General features: G+C 46.7%; 19 protein-coding genes and 1 tRNA gene. 11 read left to right on the forward strand and 9 right to left on the reverse strand.

The features are described from left to right. Positions 1 to 188: 188 nt before the first annotated feature. From HQRW_RS12110 to trpD, 4 genes are read right to left on the reverse strand one after another with little or no spacing between them, the layout of a single operon-like run. Positions 189 to 947, reverse strand: coding sequence for an aminodeoxychorismate/anthranilate synthase component II (locus HQRW_RS12110; protein ID WP_014556818.1), 759 nt, complete (start codon positions 945 to 947; stop codon positions 189 to 191). Beyond that, positions 944 to 2,704: an anthranilate synthase component I gene (trpE, locus tag HQRW_RS12115; protein ID WP_014556819.1), complete on the reverse strand. Its 1,761-nt coding sequence runs from the start codon at positions 2,702 to 2,704 to the stop codon at positions 944 to 946. The genes HQRW_RS12110 and trpE overlap by 4 nt, the downstream gene beginning before the upstream one ends. Further along, positions 2,701 to 3,447, reverse strand: coding sequence for a phosphoribosylanthranilate isomerase (locus HQRW_RS12120; RefSeq protein ID WP_011572374.1), 747 nt, complete (start codon positions 3,445 to 3,447; stop codon positions 2,701 to 2,703). The genes trpE and HQRW_RS12120 overlap by 4 nt, the downstream gene beginning before the upstream one ends. Further along, positions 3,444 to 4,469, reverse strand: coding sequence for an anthranilate phosphoribosyltransferase (trpD, locus tag HQRW_RS12125; protein ID WP_014556820.1), 1,026 nt, complete (start codon positions 4,467 to 4,469; stop codon positions 3,444 to 3,446). Before trpD ends, HQRW_RS12120 begins: the two co-directional genes overlap by 4 nt. Before the next feature lie 157 nt (positions 4,470 to 4,626). Here trpD and HQRW_RS12130 point away from each other — a divergent pair. Continuing rightward, positions 4,627 to 4,701: transfer RNA gene (locus HQRW_RS12130), tRNA-Val, on the forward strand. A 180-nt stretch (positions 4,702 to 4,881) separates the two neighbouring features. Here HQRW_RS12130 and HQRW_RS12135 read toward each other — a convergent pair. Further along, entirely contained in the window at positions 4,882 to 5,301 is a 420-nt protein-coding gene (locus tag HQRW_RS12135) for an arsenate-mycothiol transferase ArsC (protein ID WP_394324578.1), read from the reverse strand. A gap of 544 nt (positions 5,302 to 5,845) precedes the next feature. On the opposite strand from HQRW_RS12135, the gene fer reads away from it, so the two are divergent. Continuing rightward, positions 5,846 to 6,574: a ferredoxin Fer gene (gene fer / locus HQRW_RS12140; RefSeq protein WP_014556822.1), complete on the forward strand. Its 729-nt coding sequence runs from the start codon at positions 5,846 to 5,848 to the stop codon at positions 6,572 to 6,574. A gap of 141 nt (positions 6,575 to 6,715) precedes the next feature. Continuing rightward, positions 6,716 to 7,864 (forward strand): CBS domain-containing protein, encoded by a 1,149-nt coding sequence (locus tag HQRW_RS12145; RefSeq protein ID WP_014556823.1) that lies wholly within the window; start codon positions 6,716 to 6,718, stop codon positions 7,862 to 7,864. Between the two features lie 529 nt (positions 7,865 to 8,393). On the opposite strand, the gene HQRW_RS12150 is transcribed toward HQRW_RS12145, so the two are convergent. After that, on the reverse strand, positions 8,394 to 9,167 hold the full coding sequence (locus HQRW_RS12150) for an AAA family ATPase (RefSeq protein WP_014556824.1): 774 nt from the start codon (positions 9,165 to 9,167) through the stop codon (positions 8,394 to 8,396). A 753-nt stretch (positions 9,168 to 9,920) separates the two neighbouring features. Here HQRW_RS12150 and HQRW_RS12155 point away from each other — a divergent pair. Continuing rightward, entirely contained in the window at positions 9,921 to 10,685 is a 765-nt protein-coding gene (locus HQRW_RS12155) for a hypothetical protein (protein WP_014556825.1), read from the forward strand. 457 nt (positions 10,686 to 11,142) lie between these two features. On the opposite strand, the gene larC is transcribed toward HQRW_RS12155, so the two are convergent. After that, complete coding sequence (larC, locus tag HQRW_RS12160; RefSeq protein WP_014556826.1) at positions 11,143 to 12,693, reverse strand: nickel pincer cofactor biosynthesis protein LarC; 1,551 nt, start codon at positions 12,691 to 12,693, stop codon at positions 11,143 to 11,145. 330 nt (positions 12,694 to 13,023) lie between these two features. Between larC and HQRW_RS12165 the strand changes: the two genes are divergently transcribed. After that, positions 13,024 to 15,252: a CDC48 family AAA ATPase gene (locus HQRW_RS12165; RefSeq protein ID WP_011572382.1), complete on the forward strand. Its 2,229-nt coding sequence runs from the start codon at positions 13,024 to 13,026 to the stop codon at positions 15,250 to 15,252. A gap of 370 nt (positions 15,253 to 15,622) precedes the next feature. On the opposite strand, the gene HQRW_RS12170 is transcribed toward HQRW_RS12165, so the two are convergent. After that, entirely contained in the window at positions 15,623 to 16,102 is a 480-nt protein-coding gene (locus HQRW_RS12170) for an RNA-binding protein (RefSeq protein WP_011572383.1), read from the reverse strand. 121 nt (positions 16,103 to 16,223) lie between these two features. Between HQRW_RS12170 and HQRW_RS12175 the strand changes: the two genes are divergently transcribed. Together HQRW_RS12175 and HQRW_RS12180 are read left to right on the forward strand one after the other, a co-directional pair. Beyond that, positions 16,224 to 16,580: a DUF7562 family protein gene (locus HQRW_RS12175; protein ID WP_014556827.1), complete on the forward strand. Its 357-nt coding sequence runs from the start codon at positions 16,224 to 16,226 to the stop codon at positions 16,578 to 16,580. A 209-nt stretch (positions 16,581 to 16,789) separates the two neighbouring features. Further along, positions 16,790 to 18,118, forward strand: coding sequence for an RNB domain-containing ribonuclease (locus HQRW_RS12180; RefSeq protein ID WP_011572385.1), 1,329 nt, complete (start codon positions 16,790 to 16,792; stop codon positions 18,116 to 18,118). 138 nt (positions 18,119 to 18,256) lie between these two features. Here the strand turns inward: HQRW_RS12180 and HQRW_RS12185 are convergent, their stop codons facing one another. After that, the gene (locus HQRW_RS12185) at positions 18,257 to 18,490 is read right to left on the reverse strand and encodes a DUF7385 family protein (protein ID WP_014556828.1); all 234 of its coding nucleotides are present in this window, start codon (positions 18,488 to 18,490) and stop codon (positions 18,257 to 18,259) included. Positions 18,491 to 18,672: 182 nt separating this feature from the next. Here HQRW_RS12185 and HQRW_RS12190 point away from each other — a divergent pair, with 182 nt between their 5' ends. Genes HQRW_RS12190 through HQRW_RS12205 form a run of 4 tightly spaced genes read left to right on the forward strand, consistent with a single transcriptional unit; the run spans position 18,673 to position 22,732 of the window. After that, a complete protein-coding gene (locus tag HQRW_RS12190; protein WP_014556829.1) occupies positions 18,673 to 19,992 on the forward strand; it encodes an amino acid ABC transporter substrate-binding protein in 1,320 nt (439 codons plus the stop codon). A gap of 4 nt (positions 19,993 to 19,996) precedes the next feature. Then, positions 19,997 to 20,881, forward strand: coding sequence for a branched-chain amino acid ABC transporter permease (locus HQRW_RS12195; protein WP_014556830.1), 885 nt, complete (start codon positions 19,997 to 19,999; stop codon positions 20,879 to 20,881). Then, positions 20,881 to 21,945 (forward strand): branched-chain amino acid ABC transporter permease, encoded by a 1,065-nt coding sequence (locus HQRW_RS12200; RefSeq protein ID WP_014556831.1) that lies wholly within the window; start codon positions 20,881 to 20,883, stop codon positions 21,943 to 21,945. The genes HQRW_RS12195 and HQRW_RS12200 overlap by 1 nt, the downstream gene beginning before the upstream one ends. After that, the gene (locus HQRW_RS12205; protein ID WP_014556832.1) at positions 21,938 to 22,732 is read left to right on the forward strand and encodes an ABC transporter ATP-binding protein; all 795 of its coding nucleotides are present in this window, start codon (positions 21,938 to 21,940) and stop codon (positions 22,730 to 22,732) included. The genes HQRW_RS12200 and HQRW_RS12205 overlap by 8 nt, the downstream gene beginning before the upstream one ends.

Below are 22,732 nucleotides of genomic sequence, written 5' to 3' on the forward strand. Positions count from 1 at the left end.
GAACCAATGTCTGCGGAGGCTGCGCTCTGTATGTCTGTGAATCACTTTTGAAATACATCTAACTGCGTGACAGTCTATTTGCATTTTGTAAGGCGCGTCGTAGAAATATGGAGCCTCGGCAATTACCTGAGTTAATTCATCGTATTATGAAGTATCAAACTGGCGATTGAGAGAGCCTAACAAATTTCTCAATCAGACGGTGTAGTTGTGGGTTTCTTTTGAGCGTCACTGCTGTTGTCACAGTTGTCATCATCAACACGTCCGCATCTATTAAGAAAGTTTTTGATGAGATCATGCCCAACACCAGTCAAAACCGATTCAGGATGGAATTGTACCGCTTCGATTGGATATTCGCGATGTCTAATTCCCATAATGAGGTCATCATCGACATCATCATTCGAGTCTGCATCTGTGTCTGGGTCCTCTCGCGTTGTGATACTCTGAGGTGAGTCATCTGTTGCTTTTAGGGTACCACTGACTCTCGTTGCTGCTGATATCTCAAAACACTCAGGCACATCTGTAGCGATTAACGAGTGATATCGACCGGCTTCAAATGTCTTGTCAAGCCCGTCAAAAATCCCATATCCGTCGTGAGCGATGGTTGACGATTTTCCATGGACTGGTGCAGGTGCACGACCGACATTACCCCCGTATGCGTACACCGCCGCTTCAAGTCCAAGGCATACTCCAAGCGTTGGTACAATCTGTGATATCGTGGTTAACACGTCATTCGTGACCCCAACATCACGAGCATTTTTTGGATGCCCTGGACCGGGGCTGATGACGATTGCATCAGGATCAATTGTCTCAATTTGCTTGAGTGAGGCGGTGTTTTTCCGAACATGAACATCAAGTGGTTCGTTATTGATTCGCTGTTCAGAAAGATATTCGACGAGATTGTACGTAAATGAATCAAAATTATCTATTACAAGTACTGAAAGTGTCATCGGGATACTTCCTCCGTCTGCGATGATTGTGATTTTACTTCATCACCTGCGTGCTCATTTGTCTCTTCATTTCTGTCTCCGTCTACGTCTGTTTGTGTGGTCTGTGTTTGTGTCACCTCTGTTGGTTTCGTTGTGATCTGCTCAAGTGCTGACAGAACACCATCCATTTTTTGCTCAGTCTCATGATACTCAGATGCCGGGTCGCTGTCAGCAACAATCCCAGCGCCAGCCCTGACACGAACAGTCGAAGGCGCGGTTTCAGCACTTGACTCAGTTTGATGAGTACCTGAGCGAGTTGTTTCGTTGTCTTCAATTGTCGCGGTTCGAATGACAATTGCAAAGTCCGCATCTCCAGACCACGAATAATACCCAACCCCTCCGCCATAGACTCCACGTGGTGCTGTTTCAAGTTCATCGACAATCTCCATCGCACGAATCTTTGGGGCTCCGGTGAGTGTTCCCGCTGGGAATGTCGCTCGTGTTGCATCAAACGCATCAGCATCAGACGCGAGTGTCCCAGTGACGGTTGACTCGATATGCTGAACATGACTATATTTTAGGACGTTCATGAACTCCTCAACACGGACACTTCCTGGGTCAGCAACACGCCTGACATCGTTTCGAGCGAGATCAACCAACATCGTATGTTCAGCTCGCTCTTTTCCATCTGCAAGCATCTCGCCTGCAAGTCGCCGGTCCTCGACAGGGCTGCTCCCACGTGAGCAGGTACCCGCAATTGGATTTGAAACAATTCGATCATCCTGAACGGACACAAGTGTCTCAGGACTGGCACCAACGATATGTCTGTCATCATGTCTGAGTAAATACATATACGGTGATGGATTCACTTCGCGGAGTGACGCATACAAGCCAAGTGGATCAATCTCGCCATATTGCTCACGAACACGAGAGATAACGCCTTGATAGATATCACCATCAAGAACACGTTGTTTTGCGGTACGAACTGCTGTTTCATATTCAGCCTGTGAGCCCGCAGCGCTGTTGATCTGGAGAAACTCACCAGGGTCAGGTTGAGTAGCGGCTGCGAGCGTTTCTCGGATATCTGCCGCTTCAGCGACAAGCTCATCATAAATAACACCAGGATCATCATCAGGTGCAACAATCGGCGTGAGAACTAGTGATACTGATTTGTCGGTATGATCAATGGAGATCGTTTTTGTTGTAAGGACAAATTCCGCATCAGGAGTCTGTGTGTCAGGGCGATCGACACCGACCTCATTCAGCCAGATATCATACACTGCCTCATACGCAAGAAACCCAACAAGTCCACCGCGAAGCCGATGTCGGTCATCATCTGGAAACCCGACACAAGGGAATTTCGGCATTGCTGTACGGAGATGATCAAGCACATCACCGCTACTATTATTATCATCGTTGGTTGTGATATACTTCGCTGCGCGTCCCCCAAGTGTTTTCGACTCGACTTCATCGGGAGAGACAGTGATGACTGCATCAGGGTCATAGCCGACAAACGAAAATCGCGCGTGACGGTCCGCAGTTGCATAATCAGGGGCAAACGCTCCATCAGGATCGCTTGACGGCGTTTTTTCAGCACTTTCGAGTAAAAATCCATACTCACTCTGGGCTGCGAGGGCTGTATATGCGGTGAGCGGCGTTACCGTCGGAAGTGATGCAGTTATGTGTGCAATGAGAGGCTCTGAAGTCGAATCCAAGCTCTCTGTGAGCTCAGAAACAAACGCTGATCGAGATTTTGAGAGTGGTGTCGAATCAGTCATTTGTTTCGCTCTGGCGTAGTTGCGCTTATAGAATCTTCTGTTGAGCTATCGGTTGTGTTGGTTGTCTCTATTGACCTCTCAGTCTCATTATTCGTATCAATATCAACGCGAGTCGCACGATTGATGAACGCTGCCACAGCATCGTGGTCTTTGCTTCCACCAGTATCCTCAACGCCACTTGCGACATCAACGCCAAACGGAGCAACAGTTTGAACGGCTGATTTGACATTTGACGGCGTGAGTCCACCGGCAAGAATGACTGGCGAGTCAAGCATAGTGGCAATCTCGGCGGTTGTAGTCCAATCATGCGTATGCCCTGTTCCACCTGCCCCATCGGTGTCCACAGAGTCTATCAATATAGCATCAACTACTGATGCAACCGAACGAGCACGCGATGGCATCTCAGCATCAACAACAGCAATAACATCTGCTGTGACTGATTCGTTTATTTGTTTGAGTTCACTGGCATCGTATTCACCATGAATTTGAATTACATCCGGTTGCACACGCCCCGTAATATCGATTGCATCAGCAACACAATTGGGCATCGTCACAAGAACTGTACTGAGAAATGGTGAAGCAGTAGCAACAAGTTGCGTTGCGCGCTCAACTGTCACTGATCGTGGCGTCTCAACAGTAACATCGGTAATAATCCCGGCTGCATCTGCACCAGCAGCGGAAACTGCCGCAAGGTCGTTTTTAGTCGTGATACCGCAGATTTTCACACGGGTTCGAGACATCATTTTTGCTCCGTTGAAGCCGAATTCGGTTCACATAACGTCTCAAAGGTGGCTTTAGCGTCGCCGGTGTCGATTGCTGTTGCAGCTTGTTCAACTCCGGTTTCGATATCGTCTGCGAGTCCAGCAACGTAGATGGCTGCTCCTGCATTCGCAAGAATAATATCTCGTTTTGGACCGGTGATCTCACCGGTGACAATTCCACGAAGATCTGCTGCATTCTCTTCGGGTGTTCCCCCCGCGACGGCTTCAACCGGTGCAGAGTCAAGTCCAATAGATGATGCTGAAAGTGTGTATCCATCAACATTATCTCCAATAACCTCTGCAACAGTCGTTGTATCATGAAGTGCAATCTCATCCATTCCACTCCCATGAACAACGAGTGCACGCTCAACAGGGAGTTGCGTGAGAGCCCGTCCAAGCACAGGAACAAGTTCAGGATCGTAAACGCCGATTACCTGTGCATCTGCCCCAGCGGGGTTTGTAAGTGGACCAAGAATATTGAATATTGTTCGCATTCCTAGCTCTTTTCGTGGTCCAATAACAGCTTTCATCGCTGGATGGAATACAGGGGCGAGCATAAACCCAATTCCATCGCGTTCAATCGCTGCTTCAACAGCAGGAGGTTCCGCCTTGACATCCGCACCAGCAACTGACAGCACGTCCGCACTTCCAGATAGCGATGATACAGAGTAGTTTCCATGTTTTGCGACTGCTGCCCCGGCACCAGCGGCAACGATTGCACTTGTTGTTGATATATTGATTGTATCATAGTCATCACCCCCAGTTCCACAGGTATCAACAAGCGGTGTGCGGTCAGGAGTAATGGTGCGAGCTGCATCACGCATTCCACGTGCAAAACCAGCGATCTCGGTCTCAGTTTCACCTTTCGCTCGAAGCGCCGTCAACAAAGCACCAATCTGTGCTTCAGTTGCATCTTCGAAAAGAAGTTTTGCTGCTTTCCGGGAGGTTTCATGTGATAAATCGACCCCATTGGTCGCCCGCTCAATATAATCTTGAAGTGTCATTGTGGTCACCAGTGTACGTCTTCGTATTGTAATGTACAAATCAGTTCATTAGTATAAGCATATCGAAGTCACTTATGATCGCAGTCTATGACTCTCAAAACGAAACCTTCAATTACGTTCTAAAAATATGATTTTATGCAATCAAACCTCACCAAATGGGTTGGTGGTCTAGTCTGGTTATGACACCTCCTTGACATGGAGGAGGTCGGCAGTTCAAATCTGCCCCAACCCACTTATTTTTATCACTACTAATTGACAGTGATTCGACTTATCAAGTCTTGAATTAGCAATGCTAGCAGAGATCTAATCTTAGGCAGGATAAGAAGAAAGTCAATCAGGGTACTGGCTTTTTTACTATATCGACTCTACAGTACGGATACGCTGAGTATATAATGTAGTAATTTGAGGTGTTTTACTGCGTGATTTGCGTCTCAGCTTGATCAAAAAGGGTTTTCACTCGATTTTCAATTTCATCTCGAATTGCGCGAACCTCTTCAATGGTTTTATTATGCGGATCATCAAGCGACCAATCACGAATATCAGCCTTCGCATCATCAATATCGAGCGTTGAACAACCCATCGTCGCCACAATATCACACGATTCAAGTTCTGTTGTTGATACCTCTCGCGGTGCTTGACCGGAGAGGTCGATATCAACCTCATCCATTACTGTCACGACCTCTTCATGTACACTATCGGCTGGGTCGGTGCCTCCTGTAATGATATCAACGCTATCTTTAAGATCTCGATGCCCGCGCTCGCGCTTAGCGAATGCCGCTGACATCTGACTACGCCCCGCGTTTTGAACACAAATGAATCCAAGTCTCATCATCGGGTTAGCTGACACAGTTGAGTTCAAACTGGTCACCAAATTAACTTCTTGTATGTGTCCTATATTGCCCACAATAGTACTTTATAGAAGCTTCATTGCCTCTTATTATTACGAAGATATCAATTCTATTCGACTCTGAAATCAGCATGCTCCCACACTGGCTGGGTGGCTCAAAGTGCGATTATTCGAATAATTGAAACTAACGAGCGTTTCAGAACTTACCCGACTTGTGGCATCTTATTCAAACTACTGTGTGCATTCTGAAAAGCCTAAATCTCATCCAGATACTTTTCTCAATCTCTATATCTCATTTTACAGAATATCGAAGAGAATGTCCAAAGGCGCTTCACAGATCAGATATATCATTATATATAGAATCGTGTTATCAACTGTCAATGGTTCTGCGTTCGAGATATGACCGTAGTTTCATAGCTGTATGCATATTTGACATCCTCCTCGTCCTTCAGGGGGCGGATGTCGACAATTCATCAATCCAACCAATCAGAAGGAAGAAACTAATCAGTCTGACCACAGAGCAATAATTGTGGTATCAGTCTATGATATACTTGGCATAACCGCAAGTGCCGATGAAGAGACAATTCTTCAAGCATATCGTACGCGAGTCAAAGAGGCTCACCCTGACCATGGCGGATCACTTGCAGAATTCAAACAGGTCCGTCGCGCTTATGACCACATCGATTCCGGCGCCCCAGCGGGTGAATTTGAACCAGCTACCGGAATCAATCATCACAATAATACTGCTCAGGATGCCGATGTAGAATCACAATCGTCTTCATCATCTGTTTCTGCTTCCGCCGATAAGACAGATAAGACTGAGACACTTGGACCAACGGTTGAATATCTTGACTACAGAGTTCTCGCTGATTATGGCTGGGAAATCACAGATCCGGATCTCTTTGCAAAAGCTGATGCGGTTGAGCTTGATATCGATGCTCATGGAATTTTTGTTGTTGAACCTCGCGAATCATTACTTGAGGCTGCTGAGCGGTATGGATTCTCGTGGCCGTATGCCTGTCGAGGTGGTGCATGCGCGAACTGTGCGGTCGCTGTCATTGATGGAGCTGTTGAGATGAGTGTCAACACAATTCTCACCCAAGGGATGCGTGATCAGGGTATTCGGCTTTCTTGCATCGGTCAGCCTGTAACGAACGATCTCCAAGTCGTATTCAATATTGAGCAACTTCCTGGATTGAAAGAACTTCGTCTCCCTGCTGAACAGTTCGAGAATACTCGGACAGATAATTCATCATAAAGAGATATCCTGTATATGAATATACATAATTATAGGTTTCTCTACTATGTGCTCCGATGATTATCATCCGCATTAGAAAAAAGCAGAGCGAAGTTTCAATATGACGGGTAAGTAAAATAGTGAGTGGAAGGCTAAACCGCTATGGATATCACTAATATTGCCACTCCTGATTATGTCGAAGTTCGTGCTGACAAGCGGTTAGGCAAAATTCGGTCTATCTTTGATCGTGAACGACCAAATGGCATAATCGTCACTAAAGAGGGAGGGTATACCGGTGTCGTTGGTGAAAAGCAACTCGTCCGATCACGAATGGGTGATGATACAAAGGTTGATGTTGTGACAAAATCAGCACCGAAATTAGACCGACATGAGGATATACGTGAAGCAGCTCGGATGCTTGTTGAAGGTGATGTTAATGTTGCTCCTGTCTTTGAGGGTAATCAACTCTATGGGATTGTTACAGGCGAGGACATCTTAGAAGCAGTGCTTGAGAATCTTGATGCAATCTCTGTTGAAGATATCTTTACAGATGACGTTGTAGATGTAGCTGAGCAGTCACCCCTTGGAGAGGCAATCAACAAACTCCGCGAACATAGCATATCTCGCGTTCCTGTTGTTGAACAGGATGAATCAAATTCACTTACGGGAATTCTCACCACACACGATATTATCGACTTTGTTGTTCGTGATGATGACCGACAAGGTCGTGGGGACCGTAGCGGCGATCTTGACCGTATGCTTGATCTTCCTGTCTATGACCTCATGTCTGCACCAGTCATCACTGCCCAGCCAAACGAGCCGGTCAGTGATGCTGTTAAGCGAATGTTCGATAATGATATCTCAGGAGTTGTGGTGACGCCTGCTGCCGGTGACACAACAATTGAGGGAGTTCTCACGAAGACCGATGTGCTCAGAGCACTCACATTCACCGAAGAGGAGTCGATGGATGTTCAAATCACGAACATTGGACTACTTGAAACGCTCACCCGAACAGAGATTGTTGAATCAATTACTGCTGTTGTGGATAAGTATCAGCAGATGCAAGTCCTTCATGCGCATGTCCGGCTGCATGAACATAAAGAGAAACTTCGAGGAACGCCACTCATGCAGTGTCAGATTCGACTTCGAACGAGTCTTGGACAAGTTGCAGGGAGCGGTGAAGGATATGGTGCTGAAAACGCATTCTATGTTGCACTTGACAAACTTGAACGGAATGTGCTTGAAATGAAAGGTGTCAATGCTGATGAACGATACCGTGGGCAGTTGATTCGAAAGCTGGGCGAACTTTGATATTATCCGGCGCTTGAACCCAGTAAAGTTCGCCCTCTTGAGATATCCAGGTCTTGTGGATTATCATTTGATTCCTCAGTGAGAATTATCATCATCGTTACAATATAGTAGCGTGATTTCAGAACTGCCTGCGTGATAGAATACAAGGAGAATACTCGCGTCTTCAGGCCTGTCTCTTACCCACAAGTTTGTGGAGTCGTAACCGGACATTTCAGACGCTTTCAGAGGTATTTGAACTCAAAAGATCGAGGCGAGAAGTGATTTAGACAGTGATATCGGCTGCGAGGGTTACAAAACGCCGGTAATCAACTCCACTACAATTGTTCCAAAGAGGCGTTGGAACTGTAGATACCAAGGATTTCAGTTGCGCTCGCCGACCCCGTTCCGCTAAAACCCTGACTCGATTTGTGGGTAAGAGACAAGTCTTCAGGCGCGGGAGGATGTCAAATAGCGATTCTTCTCAGAAAGTAATATCAGCTACCCGCTACGTGTCTCATTTTAGCTCAGATACCAACCCAAATGACAGTCACTATGATATCGACTCATGATCTGCTACGCCAGTATCGGTGATCACGAATGTCGCAGATTCACCGGTCGGCTTTGATCGATGCTTTTCAAGCGTTGCTCGTCGCTTCCCACCGCGAAACCGCTCAAGTCTCAGAACTGCTCCTGTCCAGTGCTCAAGGGTATATCCGCCAAGTGGGCGAACCCTGTCGGTGTCAGGGTCTGTGAAGACTTGATTTGTGATGACAACTGCAAGATTGTGTTTCCGAGCAAGCGAAAGAAGATGTGTAATTTGGCTGGTAAGCCGGCGGAGCGTGTCACCACCATCTGCAGTTTCAGTGCGTTCTGTATTCTCTGATGAGGCTCCATCTGTCCCAATATTATTTTCAAGTGTCCCCCCAAGTGTTCGTTGAAGTCGATAGAATCCAGTGGCACTGTCGAGAATAATGAGATCAGCGCGATTGGCAAACTCCGCAGTGTCACGGACTGCCGTTGCTTGTGCCTCAAAATCATGCGCATCAGACATGATCACCTGCGAGGTGAGTGAGTCACGATCCACCGAGGATGAGTCATCGACAACACCGTCTGCAATCTGTCGAAACCGATCTGATGAAATACCCTCAGTATCGACATATACAGCCATGCTATCAGTTGCTGCAGTATGAAGAGCCGCTGAAAGCATGATGTTTGTTTTCCCTGCAGCAGGAGGTCCATAAACTTGCGTGACGGTTCCGCGCTCAAATCCCCCACCGAGAAGGGAATCAAGTGATTGACATCCTGTCGAGAGTAATCGTGACACGCCGGTGAGTGAGAGACCTCAAGCGAAAAACCCCTCGATTTGAATAATCTCGAGAATCTTCAGCACTGCTGGGTGTCTCAAGGAAAATCCTATGATTTAATTATAGGAATAACTCGCATTGTATCTTTTTGACATCCTCTCCGCCCTGAAGGGTGAAGATTCCCACGGCACCGCGCCGCTGGATTGGGATGTTCAAGATTTGTAGCCGTCTCGATGACGGCTCCTGGCTGTGCCAACCAGCCGTTACTCCTATCCCAGCATGGGATTCGGAGGTACTTCTTACTGCACCCTGAGTTCCACAACAGAAAGGGGTGCTTTCTGCATGAAATCGGGGAATCCCGATATTGTCCGATTAGTGGGGCGGGCAGACCGCCTCGGTTATGTATTGATACGGCATCTCGTCAGTTAAACCATCTGTTCGACACGTCGAACGTGGTTCACGTAGGGGTTGTCGGATTCATCCCCGCCGTGTAGTGATTCAACAAACTTCTGGGTGAGCTGATTCACTAATTCGATACGAGAGAACTACTCTGACCGGTGCATGTCTAGTTAACCACCCAGTTCTTCTGTGAACTACTAAACGGCGGGGCTTTCTCCTCGCACTGCCGTAATACTCGTGATCGGTTGATGAGCAGAGTATATTGGGATTGTTTGATATTATTGTATCATTGAATACGTGATTTTCGATAGAGCATATCAGAATAACACTCAACACTGATAACTAATATCCGTAGTCGGTGCTATGTATAATATGTGATTGTCGTCGCCACCGACGATTTTGAGTTATATCATGATGTCGTCGGCGAACTGCGAGACCGAGATGTGCGATTCACCACAATCGAATCAGGGGCAGATCCTCCGCCAGGCACACGAGTTGTCATTCGAACACCCAGTGATACAATCTCACTCCCTCCAGATGCGGAGAGTGTTGTTGTTGCCGGGTCAGAAGCACGTCGTGCAGTTGAGTCAGCAGTCTCAATACTCCGTGGCGGTGATGATGGGCGTACAGTTGTAGGTGTCGACCCTGGTTCAAGCCCTGGAATTGCCATTCTTGTCGGTGATGAAATTATTGGTGCATTCCAGGTCCCACTTTCAGAGGCTGTTGGAACCATTAAATCTGAACTGACAGATGTTGACGACTCTGACCCGATTGTTCGAGTTGGCAATGGTGCCCGACTCCAGGGTGCACAGTTAGTTAACGATCTTGAGGATGTTGCCGTTGAGCTCGTTGACGAAGCAGGGACAACACCGTATCTCGGAGCAGGCGCACGTGGGATGGGCGATATACTCGCGGCAGTCAATATTGCCCGACGAAGCGGTGAGGTCATTGAAACGCGAACGCTTGAACCAACAGCCGGTGAAATCCAACGAATAAAAGATCGATCGCGTCAGATGGCTCGGGAAAATCGAACGATTGACGCGAAACTTGCCCGTCGTGTTGCCATTGGGGAGCTCACACTCACAGAGGCGCTTTCGCGCCATCGCGACGATAGTGATACACACACAGAATCAGACTAGAAATATCATTCATCCAATAGGGATTGAAACTCTGTCTCAATTTCTTATGTTTATCTTTTATAACTTGAACAAGGCGAATGCCACGAGGCTTGACCCTGATAGTGATTAGTGCGAGTATTTACCGCCGTGATCATCCGTGTCGGTGATAGGAGCCGCTGAACCCGCGTCATTCGACACCGCCGGTGAAACTATTCGAAGTAATCACTATGAGGCAATTCACATTCAATTGTTATGAACAGCTGACAATATCATTCATGACGAGTAAAACACTATGCCTGGTTTCAAATCGACGTAAGCAACTATTAGTTATTCTTTATGAAGGCTGCGTTTATACGAAATTAGATATGTCTATGATGTTCATCAGATGATATAGGCTATCCGACAACATCTAAAAATGTCGTTTGAATAAAACAAATATCGACGAAAGCAAGCCCACCGGCTATAGATAGTGAAGAGATCACGAATCTGAGGTTATTATTGACCTAGCAGCGGCTTCTGCCCGACGGCGGATCTCACGTACAGGGTGATCTGTCGTTGTTGCAACCGCAAGTGCATCATCATACTCTGCGCTGTAATCATATATTACCCCATCAGCATCGCGCCCAATCTTGACTGCAATTTCATAACTATTATTATTGATTGTCAGCGTAACAGTCTCAGACGTCCGGTTAGCACGCCAGCGATGCCGTGCAGGATGTTCACGAATACCTAGTGTACCAGTCTCAACTGCAAGTCGTTGAGCAACACTTGATGCGTCATCTGGTTTTGTAATAACTTTGATTAAATGCCCAGGTCGTGACTTCTTCATCGATGTTGGGACAATCGTCACATCACGTGCACCGACATCAGTCAGCGTTTCTTGAAGACTCCCAAGCACCTCAGGGGTCGCATCATCAAGATTCGTCTCTAATACGACAATTGATTCACGATCAAGTGTGAGCCTGTCTGTTTCTAAATCAGGCTGCGGTCTATCTGTGTTGTTCGCCTCAATAGTATCAGTGTTCATGCTAGCTTCAAGTCCCATCGGTGTCGGTACTTCTCCAATAAGCACGCGGAGAACATTTGGATACTCTTCAAAATCGTATCCACCAGCACCATAGCCTGTCGCTGCTATAGTAAGCGTTGGAAGCGTTTGTACACCTTCAGCAATATGTGCTAAAATTGCGGCGCCCGTCGGTGTCAGAAGTTCAGCATTAACTGGACCACCACGAAGCGACCATGTTGCCTCTTCTGCAATTTCAACAACCGCAGGTGGTGGAACCGAAAATGAACCATGTGACATCGTAATCTCTCCGCTTCCGGTTGATACTGGTGTTACACATACACGATCGACGTCCATATCTGCAAGCAAGAGTGCTGCTCCTACAATGTCAGCAATTGCGTCATCTGTGCCGACTTCATGAAATTGTGTCGTCGAAAGCGATGTCCCATGCACTGCTGCCTCAGCGGTACCAAGCCGAGTGAAAATTTCTATTGCTGTTGATTCAACATCTGCATTGAGTCCCATTCGCTCAACAATCTCAATCACCTCTCTATAGGTACGCGCTGGACCGTGACCCTCGATTGGCACCGACTCATCGTGACTGTGATCATGCCCGTCAGCATGAACGTGCTCATGAGTGGGTTTATTCTGGTCTGTGTCTTGCTGTCTATTATTTTGAGCATGAGTATGGGTATTACTATCATTCTCCGCAGTGTCGTGGATGTGTGAATCGTCACTCTGTGATTTATCATCCTCGTGTGCATCACTCGCGGTCATCTCCTGATGAGCGCTATCAGCTTCAGTTGATTGCTTATTTGATTGTGCAGATGTGCTCTCAGGATCAGATACAATGTGAACCCGTGTAGCAAGTATACCAGCTTTCGTTTCAGTATTGACAACATATTGAATCCCAAGAGCATCTTCGACAGGGCTAAGTGCATCTGCTGAAGCGCCGGCAGAAATGAGAGCAGCAAGAATCATATCCCCACTTGCACCCATTCGACCATCAAATACGAGTAGCGACATAATTGTTCTCTCCGCCTGTAACCACATATGCTCGCGCATTTATGATATCATTAGTGATGATAGCCTTGCAGGTGAGTCAGATCGGGTGCTTCGGGACTTTCGCGTGATCCTGGGTTATCTGACAGACGACCATTTACAATCGATTCGCATGTTCACAGAATACAAGAAGAATACTACGAGACGATTCGCTGCCGCGGGCGTCAGGGATTTGTATCTGCCGAACTGAATTTGTGGTACAGTGCCACAGTCTGAGTAAGTCATTGATTAAATCGAAAAGAGACTTATTTCAGGACCTGAAATGTGGCGGGAGGCACCCCCGCGATTCCAATTATGAACGAAGTCCAACTTGAAGTGGCGAAAGCGTACCCAAATGACTCAGGGCGCGGTATCGCCCGTCTTGACCCGGACACGCTACTCCATCTTAAACTCTCACCAGGCGATATTATCGAGATTGAAGGCGCAGATACTACTGCAGCGAAGGTATGGCGCGCCGACAGACAAGACTGGAACACTGACACTGTTCGTGTCGACGGCTTTACGAGACAAAACGCTGATGTGAGTATCGGCGAACGCGTTACCATACGGAAAGCTGAAACAACAAAAGCTGAAAAACTCGTACTAGCACCGCCTGAAGAGGCAAGCGTCCAGTTTGGCTCGGATGCTGCTGGGATGGTTAAACGACAAATTCTGAAGCGTCCGGTTGTTGAGCGTGATATCGTTCCTGTGATGTCATCGACAAATCATCCATTCATGCGCTCACCCGGTCAAGCAATCCCACTCATTGCAGTCAATACAGAACCGGATGGCGTCTGTCTGGTGACTGAAGATACAGAAGTTGAGCTCCGCGAAGAGCCGATCTCAGGATTTGAGAAAACCGGTGGTGGAATAACGTATGAAGATATCGGTGGACTCCAAAACGAGATTCAGCGCGTTCGCGAGATGGTTGAATTGCCGATGAAACACCCACAGATTTTCAAGAAATTGGGAATTGAGCCACCACAGGGTGTTTTACTTCATGGTCCACCAGGGACAGGTAAGACGCTTCTTGCAAAGGCTGTCGCCAATGAAACATCTGCAAGTTTCTTCTCAATTGCAGGTCCAGAAATCATATCGAAATATTACGGTGAGTCTGAACAGCAACTCCGTGAGATATTTGAGGATGCGACTGAGGAATCACCATCAATTATCTTTATTGATGAACTCGATTCAATCGCGCCAAAACGCGAAGATGTTACTGGAGAGGTTGAGCGCCGAGTTGTTGCACAACTGTTAACGATGATGGATGGGCTTGAAACCCGTGGGCAGGTCATTGTCATTGGCGCAACAAATCGTGTCGACAGTGTTGATCCTGCACTGCGTCGCCCAGGACGATTTGACCGCGAGATTGAAATTGGCGTACCTGATGAGGTTGGTCGGAAGGAAATCCTCCAGATTCACACCCGCGGCATGCCGCTTTCCGATGATGTCTCACTAGATTATCTTGCAGATGAGACTCATGGCTTTGTCGGCGCTGATATTGAGTCACTGACAAAGGAAGCAGCAATGAAGGCGCTACGGCGTTACCTACCAGAAATCGACCTCGATGAAGAAGATGTTCCGCCAAGCCTTATTGATCGGATGATCGTCAAGCGCGCCGACTTCAACGATGCGCTTTCTGATGTTGAGCCCTCTGCGATGCGTGAGGTGCTTGTTGAGCTGCCAAAGGTCTCGTGGGATGATGTTGGCGGACTTGAGGGTCCAACTCAGAAGGTAAAAGAAAGCGTTGAGTGGCCAATCACATCTCGTGGTCGGTTTGAACGGATGGGTATCGACGCGCCCAAAGGAGTCCTATTATATGGACCGCCAGGAACCGGAAAGACGCTCATTGCGAAGGCTGTCGCTAATGAGACGAATGCAAACTTTATTTCAGTGCGAGGTCCACAACTACTCTCAAAGTGGGTCGGTGAGTCAGAGAAGGCGATTAGACAGACATTCCGAAAAGCACGACAGGTTAGTCCGACTGTTATCTTCTTTGACGAACTCGATAGCCTTGCCCCAAGCCGAGGCGGTGGAACAGGAAATAATGTCTCTGAACGAGTTGTCAATCAGCTATTGACAGAGCTTGATGGGCTTGAAGAAAATGGAAATGTAATGGTCGTTGCTGCAACGAATCGACCGGATATGATTGATCCAGCACTCATCCGTTCAGGTCGATTCGACCGATTGGTGCTTATTGGTCAGCCTGGCGAGGAAGGTCGTGAGCAGATTCTCAAGATCCACACTCGTAACTCACCACTTGCGCCAGATGTGAGTCTCAGAGAGATTGCAGAAATAACCGATGGCTACGTTGGATCTGATCTTGAGTCGATCGCGCGTGAAGCCGCAATTGAAGCGCTTCGTGAGGATGGTGACGCACAGGAGATTGAGATGCGTCACTTCCGTAAAGCAATGGAATCCGTGCGAGCAACAATCACTGATGACCTCATGAACTATTATGAGGACATGCAGGAGGAATTCAAGGGCGGAACGCAGAATCGCCTTACTGGCGGACGACAGGATGGGCGGATTGGGTTCCAATAATAGTCACTAATAAAATAGTATGAGGAAAGATTGCTCAGTTGGAGTGGACAATTATCTTCATACGGTCTTGATGCACACATTGGGATTCAATTGATGAATTCATATCAGCACTGATTACCATCCATTAATATCCTCCCGCAGCTGAAAATGCGGGTACTCTCCTTGTATCATATAATGGGACATTTTTGACCTGCTGGGATGGCATCATAATCCGATCTTGATACATCGAGTACTCTGGGGTCATCTCAAAGCCCCGAAACACCCGCCCTATTCCGCCCTATTTCGCCTGTAAATCAGCGATTTTCATAATATTTGATGTATCCGGTAGTAACAACTTTCTTGTTCGTGATAGCGAGGCAATATCGCCTACTCAAACACTAAATGAGTAGAGATCGTCGCCGACATGATGGATTGATTCAACGACTTTACCACTATCACCGATCAGCTCATCCCCATCAACGAGTGCCCGACCGATAGCAAGGACTTTATTATGAGTTTCTTCCACAATCAAGACAAAGTCACCGGCATCAATTGCTGTCTCAGCGTCGACAATTCCTGGTCGCATCACGTCAGCCCCATTACTCACAAATGAGATTGCCCCAGCATCGACCGTAACGACCGACCGGGTTGGATTATATCGATTCGCTCCCTGTACAGTCAGAAATGGCTCATCATCAAACCTGACGATATCGAGGTTATCATCCGCTAACACAACATTATACGATACTCCATCAAGTTCAACGAGTTCATATGCATCTGCATCGAGCGCCACGCCAGTAGTGTGTTCAATTTCCGCTGTAAGTGTATCAATTTCATCTGTACGGAGATGATGTCTCGATTTGACTTGCATTGTCGTGCGGAAAGACATCCCAGCAAATAAGTGACCCGACACTGGTATGTGTCGATATCGTCCACTGGTGAAACGACTGCTAAAACTAAAAAATAAGTGTAGGCGGTTCATCCTGAGGGGTATGTGGGGCTCCCGGAACAGTAAAAAACAAACGACGGTTACTTGTGTCGCCTGTGGAACATCTGTTGAGCGCAAGCAAGCGCGTGAATATGATAAACAAGGCAATCGATGGGAGCGACATGGAAAAGAGTTTGAATATCTATGCAAGGGTTGTTATCGGGATTTGTGTCATCAACCCCGAGATGGACTTGAGTCGATGTTGATTGATATTGAGGAAAGTATATCACCAGAGCCCGAGTCCGAGTCCGAGTCCGAGTCTGAGTCTGAATTCGAGTTTTTTACACAATATTTTGGAGTCATTGAGGAACGATGCAATAGTGAGTCTGCTCCTGATTCGAATTCACAATCTGAGTCGTAATATCGACTAACCCACTCTATTGGCTCCGAGAAAGAATATGGTATTATAGAAAATATATCAAGAGTCATTCCATCTTCTGCTCCCAGATGGGCGAGATCAGCCTGTTGGACTCTATCAGGATAATATATGAGTATCATCCCTGCAATTGAGTAAGGGGACTGAATCTGCGCGTGCGACACGACTATCTGTGCGTCCCGAATACTATCATTATGTCCAATAATGCACAACAATCACAGTCGGAGGCAGGGACAGCCGCTGGGCAGGGTCCTGTCGAGATCTCTGTCGACCTTGCCCGCCGACTGCAAGAGAAACGAGAGGAGCTCTTTGAGGAGTTCGGCATTCGTGATGCGTTTCCACCTGCTGTTCGTCAGGAAGCAAAAGCGCGGACTGAGGACGTCAATGAAGAAATACAGGATGAACTTGACTCACGAACAGATCTTCGTGAGTTGACGACGTGGACAACGGATCCTGTTGATGCACAAGATTTTGATGATGCACTCAGCATCCGCGAGAATGATGAAACCTACACCCTATGGGTTCACATTGCTGATGTCAGTCATTATGTCCATCCGGACTCTGAGATGTGGACTGAGGCTGTTGAACGAGGAAATACAGTGTATCTACCAGCGTACACGATTCATATGCTCCCACCGGTGCTGGCAGAGACAGTGTGCTCACTTGTCCCAGAAAAAGATCGACTGGCACATACTGTTGAGATGGAAATTTCAAAAGAAACACTTTCATTTGAAGAACTTGATATTTATAAGTCAGTTATACATTCTGATGCTCGATTAACTTATACCGAGTGTGAAACCCATCTTGAGGACTCTAACGCTGAGTTACATGCTGAAAATAAACTCGCATATGAGCTTGCTGATCAATTACATGAACAACGTAAAGCAGACGGATCATTGGTATTAAATCCAAGTCGGGATCGCGCACACACGATAATCGAAGAATGCATGTTAAAAGCCAATAAAGCGGTTACACATGAATTAATGTGGAATCGAGGCGTTGAAGCAATGTATCGTGTCCACCCACAACCAACGCCGACGCAATGGGATGAAGCTCTTCGCGAAATTACAGAACTTGATGGGGTTGAGATTTCATCAACCGCATGGGATGAACCACGAAAGGCAGTGAATAGTGCACTTGAGAATTCAAAACCTCGTGCGCTTGATAAGATTCAACGAGCAGTGCTCAAGGTAATGCCCCGGGCAAAGTATATGAACGATCCCTTTGGTGGTCATTATGCATTAAATTTTGACATTTATGGACATTTTACATCGCCAATTCGGCGACTCTCAGATCTGATCAACCACTGGATTGTGCATGAGAATGCTGTCCCAGAGGATCTTATCGGACTCTGTGACCGCGCCTCAGAGAGACAGAAAGATGCTGAGACTGCTGAGCGACTGTATAAGCAATTCCTCGAGGAGCAGGGAATTGACCCATATGCGATTAATAACCGCGGCGTGGTCACGATTGATGACGCTGGAGATATTATTGATGATGAAGGGCTCCCTCCAAACGAATAAAATCAGAGAAAATTTCATTTTTCTGACAGTTAGTCCTCGTCAAATGTCGCTTAATTGCAGTTAATAAATAACGATAAAGTGATACTGTCTACATATATTATTATTGATAATATCGGATCAATATCTCCTACTTGTGTATCAGTGTTTATGTGTAAATAATAGCACTTCGTCATCGTGTGTTGTGATGCATAGATCAAGTAACATAGTAAGCTCAAGACTATTATAGTCGTCCTCACAGATTACCAAGTCATCGAATGGATCACCACATGCTGGACAGGAAATACTAACAGTGTTCCGATACGTTGTCACTCCCCCAGTGGACTCATGCGGTGTTAATGATGTAGTGAGATGTTCGTACTCGCTTTCGTCCATATAATATATTTAACGAGATAATCCATCATAATTCTACCTCCTACGATCCTGAATTGAAGATGCAGACGGAGATATCAGTGGAGATACTTTCAGAGTACCCTTATCATCAATTATCAACATTTATAACCGTTATAGATTTACCTATTATAGGTCTCGTATTGACTGGGTAGACCATTTGATTTATGACAGAAAATACCAATCGGCGGACATTCCTCAAGATAGCAGGAAGTACAGGTGCAGTTGGACTTACCGGACTTGCTGGATGCGCTGGTGGCGGTGGTGGTGGTGATGGAACGAGTACCAATGCCGATGATGGCGGAGACACAACTGCCAATGGTGGAACAACCGGAAGTTCCGACGGAGTCGAGACCATTACCCTTGGTGGTTCAATGAGTCTGACTGGCGAGAACGCTGATCTTGGGAAACTATACAAGGACGCCTATGAACTGACAATCCAGCGGATCAATGATAATGGTGGTATCGAGGCTGGCGATGGAAATACCTATGAACTGGAGATGATCCTCCGAGATGATGGGACTGACGCGTCGACCTCAAAAAGTATCTATCAGGAACTTATTGATCGTGAAAATGTGGATTATCTCTTGGGTCCATATTCAAGCACAGTGACACTTCCAGCGAGTGCAGTTGCCGCACAAAATCAAAAGCCAATGGTTGAGGGCGGTGGTGCAAGCCCAGAAATCTTTGCTCAAGGGAACGAATGGATCTTTGGTCTTCTGCCGACAGCAAATAAGTACGCAAAAAGCTACATGGACATGTGTCTCGCACAGGATCCAACACCAGAGTCCATCGCAATCCTTGCGGAGGATGACACATTCAGTCAATCCACAGCAGAGGGCGCACGAAATAAAATCGCAAACACTGATCTGGAGTTGGTCGTTGACCAGACATTCCCAACAGGCACATCCGATCTCTCGACAAATCTGAGCCGAGTAAAAAGTAATGATGCCGATATCTTACTTCTTTGTGCACATCAAAAACACAATATCATTCTCGCTAGCCAAATGGAAACTCAAGGGCTAAACGTTGATGCTGCAATGGGGACTGTTGGTAGTCTTAATGATTCATTCAAAGACGAGGTCGGTGCAAATGGAAACTATATGTATGGTCCCTCCTCCTGGGCAATAAACGCTGATTTTGAGGATCCGGTTTACGGCGCGACAGGAGACTTTGTTTCCGCAATCGAGAGTAACTATGAGTACGCTCCTGATTACCACAGCGCCGCTGGTGAAGCCGTAATTATAACCTTTGTTAATGCATTCCAAAATGTCGACGAAATAAACCCAACCTCAGTCCGAGATCAAATCCGTCAGGCTGAGTTTTCAACAGTATATGGCACCGTTGCATTCGATGACACCGGTGTAATTGATAAGAATATGCTTATCTATCAGTGGCAACCAGAGCCAGGATTACAGATCACGTACCCTGAAAACGTTGCACAGTCCTCACCAACCTATCCAATGCCTGATTGGAACGAGCGCTAAATTGATGGCAATAACGCAGTTTGTGGTCAATGGACTTCTCGTCGGTGCGTTGTTCACTGCGGTTGCTGTTGGATTCGCGCTTATTTGGGGAGTTGTTGATATTATCAATCTTGCACATGGGGAGATGGTGATGCTTGGTGGATACAGTTCATACTGGATCTTGAATTTCCTCACTGGTGATGCTGAAGGATCAGTAACATTGTTTTTAGTAACCATCCCCCTTGTTATTGGAATTGTCTTTGTTATTGGCTATGCGCTTCAGCGTATTCTTGTCGCGCGTGTCATTGGAACAGACATTTTTCTCACGCTGTTAGTTACATTTGGTATTAGCATTGCGATTCAACAGCTCGCCATCCAAGCATGGTCGGCAAATCCCCGAGCGATTCAGATACTGTTCACCGACCCATCGCTGAGTGTTGCCGGAATCGTTATTCCAAAGATGAAACTCATATCATTTATTGGTGCAATCGGACTAACCGTCGCGTTATACGTATTTCTTCAGCGGACGCGAACTGGTCGTGCAATCCGTGCTGTATCACAAAATCCTGAGGCAGCAGCACTCGTTGGTATCGATGTTGAGCATACACGTGCAGTGACGTTCGGGATCTCCTCGGCTATTGCTAGCGGTGCTGGCGCATTCATTGCGACAATCTTGAACATTCAACCACAAATGGGGCTTATATACACACTCAAGAGCTTTGTCATCGTTGTCTTTGGCGGCGTCGGTTCGATTCCCGGTGTATTTATCGGCGGTCTGATGCTCGGGACGGTTGAGGAACTCACCGCTGGACTTGTCTCTTCTCAATGGACGCTTGCTGTGAGTTTCAGTCTGCTCATTGTGCTACTCATTGTGAAACCAACCGGATTATTCGGTGAGGAGACCGCATAATGAGTGCAAGTGAATCTGATGAGAGTGGATTGTTCCGCTCGCTTATTTCACCCGGTCTTATTGATCAACTTTTCAGCTTTTGTGATGACCATGCGTGGACGCTGTTAGTAATTGGCACTGTTATCGGAGCGTTACCACCGATTCTGGGACTCAACCAAGGCTATTATATGACCGTTATCTCTGAGATGTTCCTGTTTGCAATCTTGGCATTGTCCTGGGACATTATTGGTGGACAGACAGGTTACCCAAGTTTCGGTAATATGGCGTTCTTCGGAATTGGAGCGTATACAACAGCTATTCTCACAAAGGATTTCAGCATTATACTTCCCATTGCGATGATGGCTGCTGCAGGAGTTGCTGTTGGGTCTGCTGTGCTTATTGGTGCTGCTGTTCTTCGTCTTCGAGGGCATTACTTTGCTATTGCAACATTGGGCGTGCTCTTGGCGACGCAACAGGTATCACGAATTCTTGATATCACTGGTGGTGCAAGTGGAAAGATCTTACTTCAAACACCGTCCGGGACTGTTTTTTATTACTTCTTTTTCACTGTATTGGTCGCTGAAGCGGCTCTTGTTTATTATCTCTCGAATACCCGCTTTGGGTTTGTCCTCAATGCGATTCGTGATGATGAAAAAAAAGCAACCGCAATGGGGTTCAATACAACATACTACAAAACGGCTGCTTGGGTATTATCTGCATTCTTTACCGGACTTGCCGGCGGAGGATACAGTCTGTTTAATACATTCATCAATCCACAGACAGCATACAACGCTGCATGGAATGTGGAACTGATTGCAATGGCATTGATTGGTGGGTCTGGAACGGTTACCGGACCGATTATCGGTGCATTTGGGCTTCATGTCGTCATCGAGTATGTTGAAACCGCATTTGTTGGCTGGCAGCTCGTCTTACTTGGGCTCGTTGTTATCGGCACTGTCATTGGATTCCCCGATGGAATCACTGGAACACTCAAAGAGTATGCAAGTGAAATGAAATATTACGAACGTGGTGGTATGGCTGCCACCGATAGTAATGATAACGCAGAGGTGGCAAGTGATGAGTGATGTAATAAAAAATAGCGCTCGGTCATCACTGAATCAGCAGGATAGTGAGCCGGTGCTTCGGACTGATGATGTTACAAAACGATTTGGTGGACTCACTGCTGTCGATGCTGTCAATATTGAAGTGCGTGAGGGAGAAATTGTTGGTCTCATTGGACCGAATGGAGCCGGGAAGTCTACCTTATTTAATTGTATTACCGGGACGCTCAGTGCTGATGATGGTCGGATTTATCTTCAGAATCAAGATGTCACGAGTTGGCCTGAATATAAGATTGCTAGGGCTGGAATTGGGCGGATGTTTCAGGAGACGCGCATCTTTGATGCAATGAGTGTTCGTAAGAATCTGTTATTGGCAGCACAAGAGGGCGATACAGATATTGGACAGCTTCTCCGACGCCCTAATGAATCGCTTATTTCGCGTTCTGATGAATTACTTGAATATGTTGATCTTGGTGGATTGGCTGAGACTCGTGCTGGTCAGCTGAGCTTTGGTCAACAAAAGCTCACTGAGTTTATTATGGAGTTGATGGCTGAGCCAGATCTTTTATTAATGGATGAGCCAGCCGGTGGTATCAATCCTTCAATGCTTGAAAATCTCATCGAATATATTCGCGCGGCTAATGAGGATGAAGAAGCGACGATATTCCTCATCGAACATAATATGGATTTTGTCATGGAAGTCGCCGATAGAATCTATGTTCTTGCTCATGGCGAACGTATTGCTGAAGGGACACCTGATGAAATACAGAACAATCAACGCGTACTTGATGCATATCTTGGGAGGGAGTAA

The organism is Haloquadratum walsbyi C23, assembly GCF_000237865.1.
Lineage (GTDB): Archaea > Halobacteriota > Halobacteria > Halobacteriales > Haloferacaceae > Haloquadratum > Haloquadratum walsbyi.